Source organism: Mycobacterium sp. E2989 (assembly GCF_001667595.1).
Lineage (GTDB): Bacteria > Actinomycetota > Actinomycetes > Mycobacteriales > Mycobacteriaceae > Mycobacterium.
Genome location: NZ_LZJX01000022.1, coordinates 1 through 15,092 on the forward strand (window position 1 = coordinate 1; position 15,092 = coordinate 15,092).

General features: G+C 69.8%; 13 protein-coding genes. 3 read left to right on the top strand and 10 right to left on the bottom strand.

What is annotated here, in order from left to right; translation table 11 throughout:
* From smc to sepIVA, 10 genes are all read right to left on the bottom strand, one after another.
* On the bottom strand, positions 1-3,440 hold a 3,440-nt coding region (gene smc, locus A5680_RS05500), incomplete at its 3' end, for a chromosome segregation protein SMC (RefSeq protein ID WP_067817052.1).
* Positions 3,441-3,575: 135 nt separating this feature from the next.
* Entirely contained in the window at positions 3,576-3,869 is a 294-nt protein-coding gene (locus A5680_RS05505; RefSeq protein WP_055404839.1) for an acylphosphatase, read from the bottom strand.
* The gene (locus A5680_RS05510) at positions 3,856-4,269 is read right to left on the bottom strand and encodes an OsmC family protein (RefSeq protein WP_067817055.1); all 414 of its coding nucleotides are present in this window, start codon (positions 4,267-4,269) and stop codon (positions 3,856-3,858) included. The genes A5680_RS05505 and A5680_RS05510 overlap by 14 nt, the downstream gene beginning before the upstream one ends.
* 58 nt (positions 4,270-4,327) lie before the next feature.
* Complete coding sequence (locus tag A5680_RS05515) at positions 4,328-4,891, bottom strand: NifU family protein (protein ID WP_067817058.1); 564 nt, start codon at positions 4,889-4,891, stop codon at positions 4,328-4,330.
* A complete protein-coding gene (locus A5680_RS05520) occupies positions 4,888-6,798 on the bottom strand; it encodes a ferrous iron transporter B (protein ID WP_067817061.1) in 1,911 nt (636 codons plus the stop codon). Before A5680_RS05520 ends, A5680_RS05515 begins: the two co-directional genes overlap by 4 nt.
* Positions 6,795-7,073 (bottom strand): ferrous iron transport protein A, encoded by a 279-nt coding sequence (locus A5680_RS05525; protein ID WP_369827614.1) that lies wholly within the window; start codon positions 7,071-7,073, stop codon positions 6,795-6,797. The genes A5680_RS05520 and A5680_RS05525 overlap by 4 nt, the downstream gene beginning before the upstream one ends.
* A 68-nt stretch (positions 7,074-7,141) precedes the next feature.
* On the bottom strand, positions 7,142-8,002 hold the full coding sequence (mutM, locus tag A5680_RS05530) for a DNA-formamidopyrimidine glycosylase (protein ID WP_067817064.1): 861 nt from the start codon (positions 8,000-8,002) through the stop codon (positions 7,142-7,144).
* Positions 8,003-8,713 carry a ribonuclease III gene (gene rnc / locus A5680_RS05535; protein WP_067817067.1) on the bottom strand — a complete coding sequence of 237 codons (711 nt, stop codon included), beginning with the start codon at positions 8,711-8,713 and terminating at the stop codon, positions 8,003-8,005. It lies immediately after the preceding gene.
* On the bottom strand, positions 8,710-9,294 hold the full coding sequence (locus A5680_RS05540; RefSeq protein ID WP_197281342.1) for a DUF177 domain-containing protein: 585 nt from the start codon (positions 9,292-9,294) through the stop codon (positions 8,710-8,712). Before A5680_RS05540 ends, rnc begins: the two co-directional genes overlap by 4 nt.
* Before the next feature lie 60 nt (positions 9,295-9,354).
* Complete coding sequence (gene sepIVA / locus A5680_RS05545; RefSeq protein ID WP_055405516.1) at positions 9,355-10,092, bottom strand: cell division protein SepIVA; 738 nt, start codon at positions 10,090-10,092, stop codon at positions 9,355-9,357.
* 282 nt (positions 10,093-10,374) lie between these two features.
* On the opposite strand from sepIVA, the gene A5680_RS05550 reads away from it, so the two are divergent.
* The 3 genes from A5680_RS05550 to A5680_RS05560 all read left to right on the top strand — a co-directional run.
* Positions 10,375-11,097, top strand: a complete 723-nt coding sequence (locus A5680_RS05550; RefSeq protein ID WP_067817070.1) for a thioesterase II family protein — start codon at positions 10,375-10,377, stop codon at positions 11,095-11,097.
* A 554-nt stretch (positions 11,098-11,651) separates the two neighbouring features.
* Positions 11,652-13,406: a long-chain-fatty-acid--AMP ligase FAAL26/FadD26 gene (gene fadD26, locus A5680_RS05555; protein WP_067817073.1), complete on the top strand. Its 1,755-nt coding sequence runs from the start codon at positions 11,652-11,654 to the stop codon at positions 13,404-13,406.
* Positions 13,403-15,092: beta-ketoacyl synthase N-terminal-like domain-containing protein (locus A5680_RS05560; RefSeq protein WP_231977569.1), on the top strand; the 1,690-nt coding region annotated here is incomplete at its 3' end. The genes fadD26 and A5680_RS05560, both read left to right, overlap by 4 nt.

The following is a 15,092-nucleotide window of genomic DNA, read 5'->3' on the forward strand; positions in this document are numbered from 1 at the left end:
TCGAACAGGCTGATCAGGCGCCGCAGGTTGGTGTCGTCGAGCGCGGCCTCGACCTCGTCCATGATGTAGAACGGCGACGGCCGGGCGCGGAAGATCGCCACCAGCATCGCCACCGCGGTCAGCGCCTTCTCGCCGCCGGACAGCAGCGACAGCCGGGTGATCTTCTTGCCCGGCGGGCGGGCCTCCACCTCGATGCCGGTGGTGAGCATGTCGTCCGGGTCGGTCAGCCGCAGCCGGCCCTCGCCGCCGGGGAACAGCACGGTGAAGACTTCCCGGAACTCGCGCTCCACGTCGACGAAGGCGTCGCTGAACACCTGCAGGATGCGGGCGTCGACGTCGGCGACGACGTCGAGCAGGTCCTTGCGGGCCGCCTTGACGTCCTCGAGCTGGGTGGACAGGAAGTTGTAGCGCTCCTCCAGCGCGGCGAACTCCTCCAGCGCCAGCGGGTTGACCCGGCCCAGCTCGGCGAGCTCGCGCTCGGCGCGTTTGGCCCGGCGCTCCTGGGTGGGCCGGTCATAGGGCATCGGCGCGGGCGCGACCACTTGCTCGCCGCGCTCGCGGGCCTGCTCGAACTCGGCCATCTCCAGCTCGGTGGGCGGCAGCGCCACGTCCGGCCCGTACTCGGCGATCAGGTCCGGCGGTGACATTCCGAACTGTTCGAGCACCATCTGCTCGAGCTGCTCGATGCGCATCGCCGCCTGCGCGTTGGCCACCTCGTCGCGGTGCAGCGAGTCGGTGAGCGTGGCCACCCGGGCGCTCAGCGCGTTCACCTCGTCGCGCACCGCCGCCATCGCGGTCGCGCGGTCCTGGCGTTCGGCCGCGAGCGCGGCACGGATCGCCGACGCCGCCGCGACCACCCGGTCCAGCCGCTGCGCCAGCAGCCGCCCGGCGTCGGCCACGGCGGCGGCGACGGCGGCCGCCCGCAGCCGCGCCTCGCGCGCCTGCTCGGCCCGCAGCCGGGCCTCGCGTTCCGCGGCGGCGGCCCGGCGCAACGAATCCGCCCGCCCGCGCACCGCGTTGGCCCGCTCCTCGGCGGTCCGCACGGCCAGCCGCGCCTCCACCTCGGCGCTGCGGGCGGCCTCGGCGGCGGCCGCGATCCGCTGGCGAACCTCCGCGTGGTTTGGCTCTTCGGCGTTGACGTGCTGCGTCTCCTGGGCGTTGCGCAGCCGGTTCTCCAGTTCGGTGACTTCCTCGACCGTCTGCGCGCGACCCGCTTCGAGCTCCTCGCGCTGCCGCAGCAGCCGGCTCCACTCGTCCTCGGTGGTGCGGGCCTCCTGCCCGAGCCGGCCCAGCTGCTCATACATCGCCGAGATGGCGGTGTCGGACTCGTTGAGGGCGGCCAGCGCCTGTTCGGCGGAGTCGTGGCGGGCGGCCTGCTCGGTCAGCGCGCCGGACAGCGCCGCCGCCAGCTGGGCGACCTGCGATTCCGCGGCGGCCAGCTCGCTGCCGGCCTTGTCGATCTCCGAGGTCACCTCGAGCGTGGAGAGCTTGCGGTCCGAGCCGCCGCTCACCCAGCCGGCACCCACCAGGTCACCGTCGAGGGTGACGGCACGCAGCTGGGGGCGCGCCGCCACCAGCTCGAGCGCCTGATCCAGGTCGTCGACCACCGCGACGCCCGACAGCATCGCCGTGATGGCGCCGCGCAGCCGCGCGGGCGCGTCGATCAGGTCCAGCGCCCAGCGGGCCGTGCCGGGCAGGCCGTCCCGCGCCGCGGGCTCGTCGGCGGGCCAGTCGCCGAGCACCAGCGCGGCGCGCCCGCCGTCGGCCCGCTTGAGCGCGGCGACCGCGGAGCGGGCCGCGCCGAAGCTTTCGGCGGCCAGCGCGTCGGCCGCCGACCCCAGCACCGCGGCCAGCGCCGCCTCGTAGCCGGAACGCACCTTGACCAGCTTGGCGATCGGCCCGAAAAGTCCTGTGCCGGCGTGGTTTTGGGTGAGCCAGGCCGCGCCGTCCTTGCGTTCCAGCCCGACCGAGAGCGCGTCGATGCGGGCCCGCAGCGAGGCCACCCGGCGCTCGGCGTCGCGCTCGGCGGATTGCAGTTCGGCGACGCGTTCGTCGGCCAACCGCAACGCGGCCACGGTCCGCTCGTGGTGCTCGTCCAGGCCCACCTCGCCCTGGTCGAGCTCGCCGACGCGGCCCTGCACGGTCTCGAACTCCGCCTTGGACTGTTGCGCGCGGGCGGCGGCCTGCTCGATGCGTTCGGACAGCCGCGCGACGCTGTCGTCGATTGACTCGACGCGCGCCCGCATGGTCTCCACCTGGCCGGCCAGGCGCGCCAGGCCCTCGCGCCGGTCCGCCTCGGCCCGCACGGCGGCCAGGTGCGCCCGGTCGGCCTCGGCGGCTTCGCGTTCGCGCTCGCCCAGCTCGGCACGGGCGGCGTCCAGCCGGGTGCGCGCCTCGGCGAGTTCGCCCAGCAACTGCCGCTCGGCGACGGCGACCCGCTCGGCCTCGGCCTCCAACGCGTCGGGGTCGGTGTCACTGGGCGGCGCCGGCTCCACGTCGAGGTGGTGCGCGCGCTCGCTGGCGATGCGCACCGTCGCGGCCACCCGCTCGGCCAGGGCGGACAGCCCGAACCAGGTGTGCTGCACCGATTCCGCGCGGATCGACAACTCGGCGACGGCCGCCTCGTGGGCGGTCAGCTCCTCCGAGGCCACGGCCAGGCGGGCGGCGGCCTCGTCGTGCTCGCGGCGGATGGCGGCCTCGGCCTCGAAGATGGCGTCGCGCTCGGTCTGCCGGTTGACCAGGTCGTCGGCGGCCAGGCGCAGCCGGGCGTCGCGCAGGTCGGCCTGGATGGTCTGGGCGCGGCGCGCCACCTCGGCCTGGCGGCCCAGCGGTTTGAGCTGGCGGCGCAGCTCGGTGGTCAGGTCGGTGAGCCGCGCGAGGTTGGCCGACATCGCGTCGAGCTTGCGCAGCGCCTTTTCCTTGCGCTTGCGGTGCTTGAGCACCCCGGCGGCCTCTTCGATGAAGGCGCGGCGGTCCTCGGGTCGCGACTGCAGGATCTCGTCGAGCTTGCCCTGCCCGACGATGACGTGCATCTCCCGGCCGATGCCCGAGTCGCTGAGCAACTCCTGCACGTCCATCAAACGGCAACTGGCGCCGTTGATTTCGTATTCGCTCGCGCCGTCGCGGAACATCCGGCGGGTGATCGACACCTCGGAGTATTCGATCGGCAGCGCGTTGTCGGAGTTGTCGATGGTGACGGTGACCTCGGCGCGGCCCAGCGGGGCGCGCGACGAGGTGCCGGCGAAGATGACGTCTTCCATCTTGCCGCCGCGCAGCGTCTTCGCCCCCTGCTCCCCCATCACCCAGGCCAGGGCGTCAACCACGTTGGACTTGCCCGAGCCGTTGGGCCCGACGACCGCGGTGATGCCCGGCTCGAAACGCAGAGTCGTCGGCGAAGCGAAGGACTTGAAGCCCTTCAGCGTCAGACTCTTGAGGTACACGGCGAGCCAGACTACCGCCCAAATCGCCCGCGTCCCCCGCACCGAGGGGTGTCGGGAGGCGCGAAATCCGGCCGTCGTGTACACCTTGCCGCACTGGCCACAATGGCCACATCAGTCACGGCTCCGGCGTGCGCTTCAGCGCTCGACGAACCCCTCGAAGCGGTCCTGCGGCTGCGACCAGTCGGCGACCACCTTGTCGACGCGGCCCGGTCTGGGCGGCCAGGCCTCGCCGCCCTCGAGCAGCGCCAGCAGTTTCTCGCCGGCCTCGCGCGGCCCCTGGGCCACCACCAACACGCGGCCGTCGGCCTGGTTGGCCGCATAGCCGGTAAGCCCCAGCTCGAGCGCCCGGCTGCGCGTCCACCAGCGGAAGCCGACGCCCTGCACCTGCCCGTGCACCCAGGCGGTGAGCCGGACGTCAGGATCCGACATCGGCGACCTCGAAGTTGACCTGCGTGCCGGCCTTCAGCGTGCGCCCGACGGTGCAGACGGCGTCGATCGCCCGGTCGACCACCACCAGCAGCCGCTCCTTCTCCTGTTCGGACAGCCCGGACAGGTCGAGCTCGAGCGTCTCTTCCAGCAGCGGGTAGACCTCGCGCTCGCGGTCGGCGGGGCCCGACACCCTGACCACCGCCTTGTAGTCATCGCCCAGCCGACGGGCCAGCGGCTGGTCGCTGGCCATCCCGCTGCACGCGGCGAGCGCGATCTTCAGCAGCTCGCCGGGGGTGAACACGCCCTCGACGTCCTCCGAGCCGACGAGCACCTGCGCACCGCGCGAGCTGTATCCGGTGTAACGGCGCGATCCCGTGCGCTCCACCCACAGTTCGGTCATGTCCTACTTTTTACCGGGCCGGGCGCCTCGACCCCCGCCGAGTCGGCGGCCAAGCGTTTCAGCGGACGATCAACGACAGCAGCTTCTTACCGAAAGAGATTGCGGCCGAATTGTTTTCGCTTACGACAACCACCCGCGGGCCGACTCGTTGCCGCAGCTCACGCTCGAAGACGTCCCGCAGGGTCGACGACGCGGCCGGACACCCGTCGCAGGCGCCGACCATCCGCACGGTCACGGTGTGGCCGGCCACCGAGACCAGCTCGATCGACCCGCCGTGCGACGCGGCGAGCGCGCCGACGGGCCCGGCAAGCAGTTCCGCGGCAACGGTTTCCAGATCGGGGCCGGACGACTCGTCGACCGCCCAAGCACCCGGTTCCCGCAGCGCCTCGCCGAGCGCCTCGCGGACGTCGTCGCCGAGCTCACGCCAGCTGCCGCCGGTTCCGAGCGTGATCAGAACGTCGTCGGCGCCGACCACGACCTCGGCCAGTGTCCCGCCGTCCAGCAGGGCGCCGAGCCGGCCGGGGGCGCCCCGGACGGTGCCGCGCGCCGGGAGTCGATCGGGCGGGACCACCCAGCGCAGCCGGCGCGGGTCCGCGGTGGCGGTGGCGTGGATCGGGATCATGCGCCCACCCCGACCGCGATCGAGCGGGCCGCGAACGCCATCGTCCAGGCGAGCACGAACATGTAGCACCAGGCGAACGCGGGCCATCGCCACGAGTTGGTCTCGCGGCGCATCACCGCGACGGTCGACATGCATTGCAGCGCGAAGATGAAGTACACCATCAACGCGATGACGGTCGGCGCGGTGAACACCTTGTGGCCGTCGTCGGCGCTCATGGTGACCAAGGCCTCGTGCGGATCGTCCGGGTTCGTCGCCGCCGACACCTGGCCGAGGGTCGAGACGAAGACCTCGCGCGCCGAGAACGAGCCGAGCAGGGCGACGTTGATGCGCCAATCGAAGCCGAGCGGGGCGAACACCGGCCCGATCGCCTTGCCGACGTCCGCGGCGTAGCTGTGGTCCATCACGTAGGCGGTGGTCTCCGTCGGCGACATGCTCGCGGTTTCGGATTGGCGCGCAGGAAGATTCAGCAGAACCCACAGCACCACGGAGGTGCCCAGGATGATGGTTCCGGCCTTGCGCAGGAACACCTTGGCCGAATCCCACATGGTGATCAGCACGTTCTTGGGCGACGGGAAGCGGTACGGCGGTAGCTCCATCGTGAACGGGAGCAGATCGCTGCGCAGGATCGTCGACTTGAACAACGACGCGGCGATCAGCGCCGAGGTGCCGCCGCACAGGTACAGCAGGAACATCGCGACGCCCTGCGCGCTGAAGCCCCACCACTGGGTCTGCGGCGAAACCAGCAGCCCCACCAGCAGGGTGAACACCGGAAGCCGGGCGGAGCAGGTCATCAACGGTGCCGTGATGATGGTGGCGATCCGATCGCGCGACGACGGCAGGGTTCGGGTGGCCATGATCCCCGGGATGGCGCACGCGAACGACGACAGCATCGCGACGAACGCGCGGCCCTCCAGTCCCGTCGCGGCCATCACGCGATCCATCAGGAACGCCGCCCGCGCCATGTACCCGATGTTTTCCAGCAGCGCGATCAGCAGGAACAACAACACGATCTGCGGGATGAACTGGAGCACCGTGCCCACGCCGCCGATGAGGCCCTGGCCGAGCAGGCCGCGCACGACGTAGTTGCCGACGTGGTCGCTGACGAGCGCGCCGAGCCAACCCAGCCCCTGGCTCACGCGGTCCTGCAGCGGCGCGGCCACGGTGAAGACGACCTGGAAGAAGCAGAACATCACCGCGAAGAAGATGATGGTCCCCCACAGCGGGTGCAGCACGATCGCGTCGATGCCGCGTGTCCGCCTATCCGGTTGTGGCGCAACGTATTTGGCCGCACCGAGCACCGATTTGCCCCACGCGTCGATGGCGTCGTTGCCGCCCGGGGGCAGGATCGGGGGCCGCTGCCACCGGTCGAAGGACGCCAGCTGGGCGCGCAGGGTGTCGATGCCCCCGCCGCGGTGCGCGATCACCGGGATCACCGGAATGCCCAGCGCCGTCGACAACGCGTCGACATCGATGCCGCCGCCGCGCGCGGTCAGCTCGTCGGTCATGGTCAGTGCCAACAGGCACGGAACGTCGAGCCGCATCACCTGGGCCACGAGCGTGATCGAGCGGTGCAGGGTGGTGGCGTCGGCCACCAGGACGATCGCGTCGGGACGGCCGGCGTCGGCGAAGTTGCCGGCCAGCAGGTCGGCCACCACCTGTTCGTCCGGGCTGATGGGCTCCAGGCTGTAGGTGCCGGGCAGGTCCTCGACCGCGATCTCGGCGCCGTCCACCTTCGTGACGCCGACCCGGCGCCCGACGGTGACGCCCGGGTAGTTGCCGGTCTTGGCGCGCAGCCCGGTGAGGTGGTTGAACACCGAGGTCTTGCCCGCGTTGGGGCTGCCCACCAGTGCGACCCGCGCCGCACCCACAACCGCGACGGCGGCGCCTTCCTCGTGGCAGGACGTCATGCGACGCTCCCCGGGTCGACCTGGATCAGCCGCGCCTCGCGGCGGCGCAGGCACAGTTCGGTGTCCTGAACGCGGTAAATGGTCGGGTCGCCCATCGGGGCGCGCCGAATGACCTCGACGTCGGACGACGGACGGAAGCCCAGCTGGCGCAATCGACCCGCGACCACGGGGGATGCGGCCGGGGCCACGCCCACGATCCTCGCCCGCTGACCCGGCGTGAGGTGGGCCAGCACGGTTGGGGAACCCGATCGCCGCACTAGCCGACCCGACTCCACGCGTACACCATGTCGACCAGGATAACGATGCCAGGTGAGGATAACCTCACCTTTCTTGCAAACGCGCCTCAAGGCCGCGGCCGGGGCTGGCATTTCGGGCAGTAGAACGACGACCGGTTCATGAACTTCTCCCGGCGTATCACGCCGCCGCAGCGCCGGCAGTTCTGCCCGTCGCGGCCGTAGGCATCCAGCGACCGGTCGAAGTACCCCGATTCGCCGTTGACATTGATGTAGAGCGAGTCGAACGAGGTCCCGCCCTGCGCCAGCGCGTCGCGCATCACGTCGGCCGCGGCGTCCAGGACCTCCCCCAGCCGCCGGCGGCTCAGCGAGGCGGCGATCCGGGCGCCGTTGACCTTGGCCCGCCACAGCGCCTCGTCGGCATAGATGTTGCCGATCCCCGACACCACCGTTTGATCGAGAAGCTGCCGCTTGATCTCGGAATGCTTGCGCCGCAAGACATCCACCACGGCGTCGCGGTCGAACAGCGGGTCGAGCGGGTCGCGCGCGAGGTGCGCGACGGGCGCCGGCACGACGCTGCCGTCCACGCTCACCAGATCGGCGAGCATCCAGCCGCCGAAGGTGCGTTGGTCGGCGAAGCTCAGCACGGTCCCGTCGTCGAGCAGCGCGGAGATGCGCACGTGGTCGGCGCGCGGCACCGTCCCGAGCAGCATCTGACCGCTCATGCCCAGGTGCACGACGAGGGCGCTGTCCGGATCGCCCGGGCCGTCCAGCAGCAGCCACAGGTACTTGCCGCGCCGACCGGTGCCGGTGATCTTGGCGTCGAGCAGCCGGGCGGTGAGGTCGGCCGGCCCGGCCTCGTGCCGGCGCACCGCGCGGGGATGGTGCACCCGCACGGCGGTGATGGTTTTGCCCACGACGCGGGCCTGCAAGCCGCGGCGCACCACCTCGACCTCGGGTAGCTCCGGCATCTAGTTGCCGGGAACGGCGCTGTCCAGCACGTCCAGGGCCTTCCACGTCGCGGCGGCGGCCTTCTGCTCGGCCTCCTTCTTGGAGCGCCCCACCCCGGACCCGTACTCGGTGTCCATCACGACGACGACCGCGGTGAATTCCTTGTCGTGGTCCGGGCCGGTGGAGGTGACGACGTAGGACGGCGCGCCCATCCCGCGCGCCGCCGTCAGCTCTTGCAGGCTGGTCTTCCAGTCCAGGCCGGCCCCCAGGGTCGGCGCGGCATCAAGCAGCGGGCCGAAGAGCCGCAGGATCACTTCGCGCGCCGTGTCGATCCCGTGCTGCAGGTAGATGGCGCCGAGCAGGGATTCCATGCCGTCGGCCAGGATGCTCGACTTGTCGGCGCCACCGGTGTTGGCCTCCCCGCGCCCCAGGAACAGGTGGGCGCCCAGCCCGTCGGCGGACAGCTTGCGCGCGACGTCGGCCAGCGCCTGGGTGTTGACCACGCTGGCCCGCAGCTTGGCCAGGTCACCTTCGGAACGTTCCGGATGCCGGTGGTAAAGCTCGTCGGTGACGGTCAGGCCCAGCACGGCGTCGCCGAGAAACTCCAGCCGTTCGTTGGTCGGCAGCCCGCCGTGCTCGTAGGCGTAACTGCGGTGCGTCAGCGCCAGCGAGAGCAACTCGTCGGGCAGCTCGACCCCCAGCGCGTCGAGCAGGTCCTGGCGCGACGTCATCGGTCACCCCGCGACGCGTCCGGCTCGGGAAACATGCCGGCCAGCTTGGCCCACCGCGGGTCGACGCGCTCGTGGTGATGGCCCGGCTCGGCCGCCAGGGCAACCCCGCATTCGGGGCACAGGCCGGGGCAATCGTCGGTGCACACCGGCGAAAACGGCAGCTCCAACCCGACGGCGTCGACGATCGACTGCTCGAGGTCGATGGTGTCGTCGACGATGTGACCGACCTCGTCCTCCTCGGTGGTCGCCTCCGTCGTGCTGTCGGGATAGGCGAACAATTCGGTCAACCGGACCCGCACCCGGCCGTCGACCGGCGTCAGGCAACGGGAGCATTCGCCGACGGTGGGCGCGTCGACCGTGCCGGTCACCAGCACGCCTTCGGAAACGGACTGCACCTGCAGGTCCAGCTCCAACGGCGCGCCCGCCTCGATCGCGATCATGTCCAGGCCGATGCGCGACGGGCTGGGCACGGTTTTTCGCAGGGTCACCATCGCGCCGGGCCGCCGCCCGAGGCGGGTGATGTCAATCGTCATCGCCGAGCTCGAATGGCGCTGCGAGGTGGTGCCGTGCTGCCGCGTCATAGGAGAAATCCTACGGCGCGAACCGCATATTTCCAGGGTGCGGCCGCCCGGTCGACTCCGCTAGCGCACCGCGTAGTCGTGCGTGCCGGCCGCCGTCCGGAGCTGGTGACGGCCGCGCCCGACGGAGCGCAAGGTGCCGTTGAGGAATTCCTCGAACTCGGCCAGCTTGTTGTCGACGTAGATGTCGCATTCGCCGCGCAGCCGGTCGGCCTCCGCGTGCGCCGAGTCGATGAGGCGGGTGGCCTCGGCGTTGGCGGCCTCCACCACGCTGTTCTGCGACACCAGCCGCTGTTGCTCTTTGATGCCCTCCTGCACGGCCTTCTCGTAGGAGATGTTGCCGTTCTCGAGCAGCCGGTCGGCTTCGGCCTGGGCGCGGCCCACGCTGGCCTCGTACTCGCGTTTCGCCGCCGTGGCGATGCGCATCGCCTCCTCGCGGGCCTCGCCGACCATCCGCTCGCTGTGCTGGCGCGCCTCGCTCACCATGCGGTCGGCCTGCGATTTTGCGTCGGACAGCAGCCGGTCGGCCTCCGCGCGGGCGTGGTTGAGCATCGACTCCGACTCGGTCGTCGCCGAGGAAACCATGGATTCGGCGTGCGACTTGGCGTCCTGCAGCATCGAGTCACGGGCATCGAGCACGTCCTGGGCGTCGTCGAGCTCGCCGGGGATCGCGTCCTTGATGTCGTCGATCAGTTCCAGCACGTCACCACGGGGCACCACGCAGCCCGCCGTCATGGGGACGCCGCGTGCTTCTTCAACGATGGCGCTCAACTCGTCGAGCGCTTCAAAGACTCGGTACACGGCCACTTCCTCCTGGCGTCTGCATAAAACCTGTTGTTACCAGTGTGCCTGGTGTTGCCTTTGTGACAGCGGTGGCGAGGCCGGTGTGTCGGACATTCACCCGACGCGGGCCCCGGTCGCCGGCCGGCCGCGCCGCCGCCGGGCAAAGCGGGTTGCGTGGCAAACGGAACACGACATCGATTGTTCCAGCACTTCTGCAGCGGCGCTCACGCAGGCGGTGGGCTCAATATCGGGCCGGCAATATCGGGGGGCCCGAAATTCGCATCGGTATAGGGTGACGCGGTGAACACGGACCGCGATCGCGGCGGCGCGCCGACGCTTTATATATTTCCGCACGCCGGCGGATCGGCGACCTATTACGTTCCGTTCGCCAGGGCGTTCTCCGCGGATATCAAGCGCATTGCCGTCCAATACCCGGGGCGGGAAAAGGGACTCACGCAGCTCCCGAGCATTCCCGCGCTGGCCGACGAAATCTATTCGATGATGGCGCCTCCCGCTCCGGCGAATGCGCCGGTGACCTTTTTTGGCCACAGCATGGGCGGCCTGTTGGCCTTCGAGGTCGCGCTGAGGTTTCAAGCCGCCGGGCAACCGATCGCCGCCCTGTTCATCTCGTCGAGCGCGGCCCCGGGTCACATTCGCTACAAGGAGCTGCAGGGATCGGACCGCGACATCCTCAACGTCGTCGCCCAGGTGACCGACACCAACGCCGAGCTGCTGGCCAGCGACGAATTCGCCCTGACGATCCTGCCCACGCTGCAAAGCGTCCGGGCGATCGCGGGCTACACGCATCCGCCGGAGGTCACCGTGTCGTGCCCGATCTACGGGTTCGTCGGAGACAACGACGTCATCGTGGCCGAGGACAACATGCGGGCCTGGTCCGATCGCACCACCGACGATTTCGGTCTCCGCGTGTTCCCCGGCGACCACTTTTACCTGAGCAACCATTTGCCAGACCTGGTGAAGGACATCGAGGAGAAGGTCCTCGCTCGTTGCTCCACGAGTTAGCTGACACGCCGACGCCGGTCGGCTGGCCGATGCGATCGAGGAGGCGGGACCGCCCCGATCCAACGTTTGCCATGCATCTCGTGTGCGAGCGGACGCGACGCGCGGGGCTCGCCGCCCGACAGCCGCCGGCCGGTCCGGATCCCGGTCGATGCCGGCCCGGGCCGCCGCGATCGGCATGGGCCAGGGCCGCCGGAAAGGCGCGCCCGTACCAGAACCGACCGGGAAACGTCGCGCGGTGCGAAGGCCGCACGCGCCCCCCGACCTGGCACTATTCGTCACTCGTATAACAGGCGCACCACTAGCCACGCGCCCGTACTACCTATATACGGTGCAAGATCGGCGATCCCCGCCATGCCCCACGGGACCGGTCACGGCACGAGCGGCACTGTGGGCTACATCTCGTTTTGATTTTGTAAATCGGAAGTCGCCACCCGCAAAGAATGCTTAGGTTGCTTCACGAGAGTGGTTGTCGGTAACCGGGGAAGCCGCTCGACGCGCGGCACGCACGTTGCGTGCGGGCACCCAACGGCGTCAGCGCACGGGAAGGTAAGCAAATGCCGGTGACCGACATCTCCATTCCTGCGTTGCTGCAGGACCGGGCCGAGCACCGGCCCGACGCGACGGCGTTCACGTTCATCGACTACGAACAGGACCCTAGCGGGTTTGCTGAGCATCTGACCTGGGCGCAGGTTTACCGCCGCGCTCGCATCGTTGCTGAGGAGCTGGCGCTCTGCGGCTCCCCCGGGGATCGGGTGGCGATATCGGCGCCCCAGGGCCTGGAGTATGTGGCCGCCTTCTTCGGGGCGCTGCAGGCGGGCTTCATCGCGGTTCCGCTCTCGACGCCGCTCTATGGCGTGCACGACGAGCGGATTTCCTCCGTGCTGCGCGACTGCAACCCGGTCGCCATCCTCACCACGTCGGGGGTGGTCAGCGACGTCAACAAGTACGCCTGCGGCCAGGACGGCCACCCCGCGCCGTTGGTCATCGAAGTCGACCTGCTCGACCTCGATTCGCCCCGCGAATTCCCGCCCGCTCGGCGATTTTCCTCGGGTGCCGGTTATCTGCAGTACACCTCCGGGTCCACGCGCACGCCGGCCGGCGTGATCGTGTCGCACGACAACGTCGTCACCAACGTGTCGCAATGCATGTACGCCTTTTTCGGCGAGCCGGAACAACTCCCCGACAATTTGTCCTTGGTGTCGTGGCTGCCGGTGTTCCACGACATGGGCCTGATCCTGGGCGTCTGTGCCCCGCTGGTGACCAATCGCAGCGCGGTATTGATGAGCCCGATGGCGTTCCTGCAACGCCCGGCCCGCTGGATGAAAACGCTTGCCACCAACGGCCAGTGCTTTTCCGCGGCCCCGAATTTCGCGTTCGAACTGGCCGTGCGCAGGACGTCCGACGACGACATGGCGGGCCTGGACCTTGGTGACGTGCACACCATTGTCAGCGGCAGCGAACGAATTCACGTCGCAACCGTGAAGCGCTTCAGCGAACGTTTCGCCCCGTTCGGCCTGCGCCCGACGACCGTCCGCCCCTGCTACGGGCTCGCCGAGGCGACGCTGTACGTGGCCGGTCCCGAGCCCCACACCATGCTCAAAACCGTCCGTTTCGACTATGAACACCTGACCGCCGGTCGGGCCACGCCATGCGGAACCGAGGGCACGGTCGGCACGGAGCTCATCAGCTACGGTTCGCCCGATCCCGCCGCCGTGCGAATCGTCAACCCCGAGAGCATGACCGAGAGCCCGGCGGGCACCGTCGGAGAGATCTGGGTGCGTGGCGACCACGTGGCCCTGGGGTATTGGCGCAAGCCGGAGCAGACGTCGCGTGTGTTCCACGCCGAACTGACCGATCCCGCGCCGGGATCCCCGGCGGGCCCGTGGCTGCGGACGGGCGACCTGGGCGTCATCTCCGACGGCGAATTGTTCATCATGGGCCGCATCAAGGACCTGCTCATCGTCGACGGGCGCAACCACTATCCGGACGACATCGAGGCGACCATCCAGGAAATCACCGGCGGCCGGGTCGCGGCGATATCGGTTCCCGACGACATCACCGAGCAGCTGGTGGCGATCATCGAGCTGAAGGGGCGCGGCGCGTCCGAGGAAGAGGCCCTGCTGCGGCTGCGGTCGGTGAAACGCGAAGTCACCTCGGCGATTTCGAGGTCGCACAGCGTGCGAGTCGCCGACCTCGTGCTGGTGTCACCGGGGTCGATACCGATCACCACCAGCGGCAAAGTCCGGCGTTCGGCGTGCGTCGAACGCTACCAAAGCGACGGATTCCAAAGGCTGGACGTGACGGTATGACGTCAGGCATCGGTGGCGAAGCCGACTTGCGCCACTGGTTGGTCGACTATCTGGTGACCAACATCGGCTGCACGCCCGACGAAGTCGACCCCAACCTATCGCTGGCCGACCTCGGGGTGAGCTCCCGCGAAGTGGTGGTGCTGTCCGGGGAGCTGTCAGAGTTGTTGGGCAAGAAGGTATCCCCGGTCGACTTCTGGCAGCATCCGACGATCAACGCCCTGGCCGCCTACCTCACCGCACCCGAGCCCGAGCCGGAGGACGACGCCACGCTCAAGCGCCCGGGTCGCAACTCGCTCGACGAGCCGATCGCTGTCATCGGGATGGGCTGCCGCTTCCCGGGCATATCGGGGCCCGAGGCGTTCTGGCAGTTCCTGAGCGCGCGGGGTTGCTCGATCGGCCAGGTGCCCCCGGAACGGTGGCGACCGTTCGAATCCGGCGAGCCCGACGTGGCGGCGGCGCTCGCCCGCACGACGCGGTGGGGATCGTTCCTGCCCGACATCGACGCCTTCGACGCCGAGTTCTTCGAGATCTCCCCGAGCGAAGCGGACAAGATGGACCCCCAGCAGCGCCTGCTGCTGGAGGTGGCGTGGGAAGCGTTGGAGCACGCGGGAATTCCGCCGAGTTCCCTGCGCCGGTCGCAGACGGGCGTCTTCGCAGGCGCGTGCCTGAGCGAATACGGCGCCATCGCCTCCAACGACTTCTGTGGTGTCGACGGCTGGAGCAACACCGGCGGTGCGATGAGCATCATCGCGAACCGCCTGTCGTACTTCCTCGACCTGCGCGGCCCGTCGGTGGCGGTCGACACGGCGTGTTCGTCGTCGTTGGTCGCCATTCACCTGGCCTGCCAGAGCCTGCGGACCGAGGATTCCCAGCTGGCCATCGCGGCCGGTGTGAATCTGTTGTTGTCGCCGGCGGTGTTTCGCGGCTTCGACCAGGTGGGCGCGTTGTCGCCGACGGGCAAGTGCCGCGCGTTCGACGCGGCGGCCGATGGGTTCGTGCGCGGTGAGGGCGCGGGCGTGGTGGTGCTCAAGCGGTTGACCGACGCGCAGCGCGACGGCGACCGTGTGCTCGCGGTGATCTGCGGCTCGGCGATCAACTCCGACGGCCGCTCCAACGGCCTGATGGCCCCGAACCCGGCGGCGCAGATGGCGGTCCTGCGGGCCGCCTACCGCAACGCGGGAATGCAGCCGAGCGACGTCGACTACGTCGAAACCCACGGCACCGGAACGTTATTGGGCGATCCCATCGAAGCCCGCGCCCTCGGCACGGTGCTCGGTCGGGGGCGTGCCGAGGATGCCCCCCTGCTCATCGGCGCGGTCAAGACGAACCTCGGCCACACCGAGGCGGCGGCGGGCATCGCGGGTTTCATCAAGGCGGTACTGGCGGTGCAGCGCGGCCAGATCCCGCCCAATCAGCGCTTCGAAAGCCCGAACCCGCACATCCCGTTCGACGAGTTGCGCATGAAAGTGGTTCGCAGCCAGACCAGTTGGCCGAAGCGGGCGCATCCGCGCCGGGCCGGGGTGTCCTCGTTCGGGTTCGGCGGCACGAACGCGCACGTGGTGATCGAGCAGGGTCAGGACGTCAGCCCGAGCGCTCCCGCCGATAGCGCGGGTGGGGTGTCGACGTTGGTGGTGTCGGGTAAGACGGCGCAGCGGGTGGCGGCCACGGCGGTGGTGTTGGCCGAGT